This is a genomic window from Kitasatospora sp. NPDC057015, assembly GCF_042673745.1.
Lineage (GTDB): Bacteria > Actinomycetota > Actinomycetes > Streptomycetales > Streptomycetaceae > Kitasatospora.
This window is the reverse complement of sequence record NZ_JBHUSG010000123.1, coordinates 1-3,287: the sequence shown is the minus strand read 5'-3', so window position 1 is coordinate 3,287 and position 3,287 is coordinate 1. Positions and strand designations below refer to the sequence as shown.

Annotated in this window: 4 protein-coding genes; all 4 read right to left on the bottom strand. The window is 71.5% G+C overall.

Annotated elements, in window-relative coordinates:
• On the bottom strand, positions 1 to 762 hold a 762-nt coding region (locus ACFTWP_RS41445; RefSeq protein WP_380270357.1), incomplete at its 3' end, for a phage portal protein.
• Positions 763 to 767: 5 nt separating this feature from the next.
• On the bottom strand, positions 768 to 2,471 hold the full coding sequence (locus tag ACFTWP_RS41440) for a hypothetical protein (protein WP_378808102.1): 1,704 nt from the start codon (positions 2,469 to 2,471) through the stop codon (positions 768 to 770).
• A complete protein-coding gene (locus ACFTWP_RS41435; RefSeq protein WP_380270356.1) occupies positions 2,461 to 2,886 on the bottom strand; it encodes a hypothetical protein in 426 nt (141 codons plus the stop codon). Before ACFTWP_RS41435 ends, ACFTWP_RS41440 begins: the two co-directional genes overlap by 11 nt.
• A 27-nt stretch (positions 2,887 to 2,913) precedes the next feature.
• On the bottom strand, positions 2,914 to 3,201 hold the full coding sequence (locus ACFTWP_RS41430) for a hypothetical protein (RefSeq protein WP_380270355.1): 288 nt from the start codon (positions 3,199 to 3,201) through the stop codon (positions 2,914 to 2,916).
• Between the last annotated feature and the right edge of the window lie 86 nt (positions 3,202 to 3,287).

The window sequence follows — 3,287 nt, the reverse complement described above, 5'->3', positions numbered from 1 at the left end:
GGCGTCCTCCTCGATCGTCATGCCGGTCACCCACCGCTGCCGGAACGCGCTGTACTGCTGCGCCATCAGCAGGCTGTAGGTGGTCTGGTTCAGCTGACGCTGCACCGGCAGCAGCGGCTCGATCTTCCCGGCGGGGCCCTCGTCCAGGTCGCCGTAGCCGTCGACGAACCGCACGATCGGGCACACCCCGAGGCCGTGCGTCCGCGCCTCGCCGTCGAGGACCGGGCCGCTCTCGGACAGCCGCACCGGGTACGCCTGTTCGTCGTCGTAGATGGCGTACCGGTCCCCCTGCCGGTGCACGAGCGCGTACAGCGGCCACTCGTCCGTCAGCGGATCCTCGTACAGCGCGGTGCACCGCCGCGGGGACAGCGGCGTGATCTGCGGCGCCGGGGCCCCGGGCAGCACGCGGGCGTAGGAGGTGCCGTACTGGATCGCAGCCCGGTACAGGCCGGCCTGCCGGGCGTCCATCCGGTTCGGCTGCCACACCGTGTCCCACAGCGGGGAGTTCTCCGTCTCCCCGGAGGAGCGGTAGCCGTCCACGTACAGCGCCTGCGCCAGCTGGCTCACGACCAACGGCAGGACGTTGAAGCGGGACTGGTCGACCAGGTTCCGGTACTCCTGGGTGGCCTTGCGCGGCACGTAGATGCCCGAGATCGACCCGCGCACGGCGGCGTGGATCGGGTCGAGGCGGGCGGCCTCAGCCTGGCGCGCCTGGTGCAGCGCGACGGCGACCTCGGTCAGGGCGGCGCGGGACAGGGCCACGGCGGTCACCTCCAGCCGATCACGCGGCCGGTGCGCCGCTTCGCTTTGCTTTGCCGCTTCTGCCACTCCGGGGAGGCCAGCACGAGGCGGCGCACCATCCGGGCTCCGATCGCGCACACCGCGAGGTCGATCTTCCGGGTCGACTCGCGCCCGTCCTTGCTGATCGAGACGCCGTACCGATTGGGCCGACGGCGGGAGTTGAGGACGTGCCGCTGAAGCCGGGAGTCCCCGTCGTGGGTCAGGTCGCCCTCGCGAATGTCGATCTCCATCCGCTCACACGCCGCCGTGAAGTCCCGCAACGTGGCGCGCATGTCCCAGGCGACTGCGTGGGCGGCACGGCCCGTCGACGCCTGGATCAGCAGCCGGTCTCCGAAGTCCAGCGCCCACTGGTCCACGTAGGACTCGAAGTGCACGACGTCCGCGAAGAAGCCGACCACATCCCGGGTGGCGAAGACCTCGCGGACGACGCGGTCCACGTCGATCCGGTCCACCTGCCACCCCTCGCCCTGCGGCCCGGCCGGACGCTCCCAGCACGCCAGCGTCATGAGGTGCCCGGACTCCACGTCGCAGCCCACCAGACCCGTGGCATCGTCCGACTTGCTGCCGTCGAAGAACAGGACGATCGGTGCGTCATCCGCGATGTGCCGCTCGATGTCCGTGCAGGCGGACCACAGCGGGTGTGTGGTCCACGCGTCCCGGGCCGCGGTCGGCTGGTTGAAGAAGTAGCGCCTGCTCTCCTCCGGGTCTTTCTCGACGTTCCAGAACTCGGACTCGATGATCCCGTCGAGGTCGAGGACGTCGCCGAACGGGCCGTACACCTCGCGCAGGGCGGCGCGCATCTGCTCCAGGTCCGTGAGGTCCACATCGGCCGGCGCCTCGCGGTGATCCCACAGCAGGCGGCGCTCGCGGGTCTTGCCCTCGGCGATCAGCTTGGACCGCTCGTGCAGCTTCTCCAGCACGCTGTTCTCGCCCGGCTGGTACATCGTGGACGTCAGCAGCGCCCACGGGGCTGCCTCGCGGCGCTTGCGGAGGTTGCGGTCCACCGTGCGGTACATCTGCCGCAGCTCCGGCTGGATGTACAGGTGCGGCTCGTCGAAGACCGCCAGGGTCTCCTTGCCGCCGTCCCGGCTGCTCGCTGCCGCGGTCGAGGGCCGGATCTCCCCGCCCTGGGGCAGGAAGATGCGGGTCATGCCCGCCGTACCGGACGGCAGATCCTCGGCGAGCGGGCCGTGCTCCAGGTTGTAGAGCACGTTGTCGTAGGTGTTCCCGGACTGACTCTCTTCTGTGGCCAGGCAGCGGATGAACGGGTACGTCACCGTGCGGCCCATCGGCTCGCCCGGCTCGTACTCATACACGAAGTCCCGCCACCGGTACGTCTCGCCGCCCGCAGCCCACCCGGCGAACCGCACCGGCGCGAACGCCTCCGCCAGCGCAATGAACCCCGCCAGCTCGGACTTCGCGCGGCCCTTCGCCCGGGAGATCGCCACCGTGTCGTACAGGCGCCGCCCGGCCTCATCGTGGGTGTAGCAGTCCAGGATCAGCCCGGCGAACTCGTCATCCAGCGGCAGGCACTCGCCGTGCCGCGGGTGCAGCGGGATGCCCTGCACATCGCCGGGGCCGTGGACGGCGAACCACTCGATCCACGCCAGCGCCACCCCCAGCGACCGCTGCCGGGAGTGGTCCGGGTGGCGGACCAGCTCACGAGGCATCGGTCAGCCGCCGGCGGCGCGACGTCAGATCGGCGACCCCAGCCGGAGGCGTGGAGGGGGCCGGCTTCGGCTGCTCGACCTTGATGCGCGCCCGCAGGCGGTCGGCATGCGTCGCCCCCAGCAGGCCCTCATTGAGCCGGATCTCCGCCAGCAGCTTCGTGGACGGCTCCATGAAGTACGCCTCCACCAGGGGCGCCAGCATGATGAGGCGCTGCCAGTCCGTCGGCACGAACACCGCGGCCTGCGGCGAGGACCGCCACGTCTCGTACCAGGCGATCGTCTGCGGCCCGTACAGCGCCGCGTGCGGCAACTCCGGGCCCCGCAGCGCATCGCCGTCAGCAGGGACCGTGACGCCCTGGCCCTCGAAGGTGTCCGCGTTGCGGCGGCGCTTGTGCTCGCTCGGAGGAGGTCCCATGCCGGCCACGGCAGTCACCCCCTCCGGTCATGCGGTCAGGTAGGCCACCAGCTCGCTCAGATCCGCCAGCGTCGTCGGTGAGTCCTCGTAGCGCTCGCCGAGCGCGATGTACCGGCCCCGCCCGTACACCTCGATGTGCGCCCCGTCCTCGCGGCGGATACGCCGCCCGCGCAGGACCCGGCCGCGACCCCAGATGTGCAGGCCGGTGCCCGATGGGCTCACCTCGGTGAACGTCGCCGGGCAGCGCGCCAGGATGTCCGCTGCCCACGGCACCGGTCGCCCGTCGATGAGGGCGTGGTCGAGGTCGATGCACACGATGCCGTCGCCGCCGCAGGCCGACCATCAGCGTGCCGACCGCCGCCAGGGTGGTCGTCCCGCCCGGGAGCTGCCCGGCGAAGGAG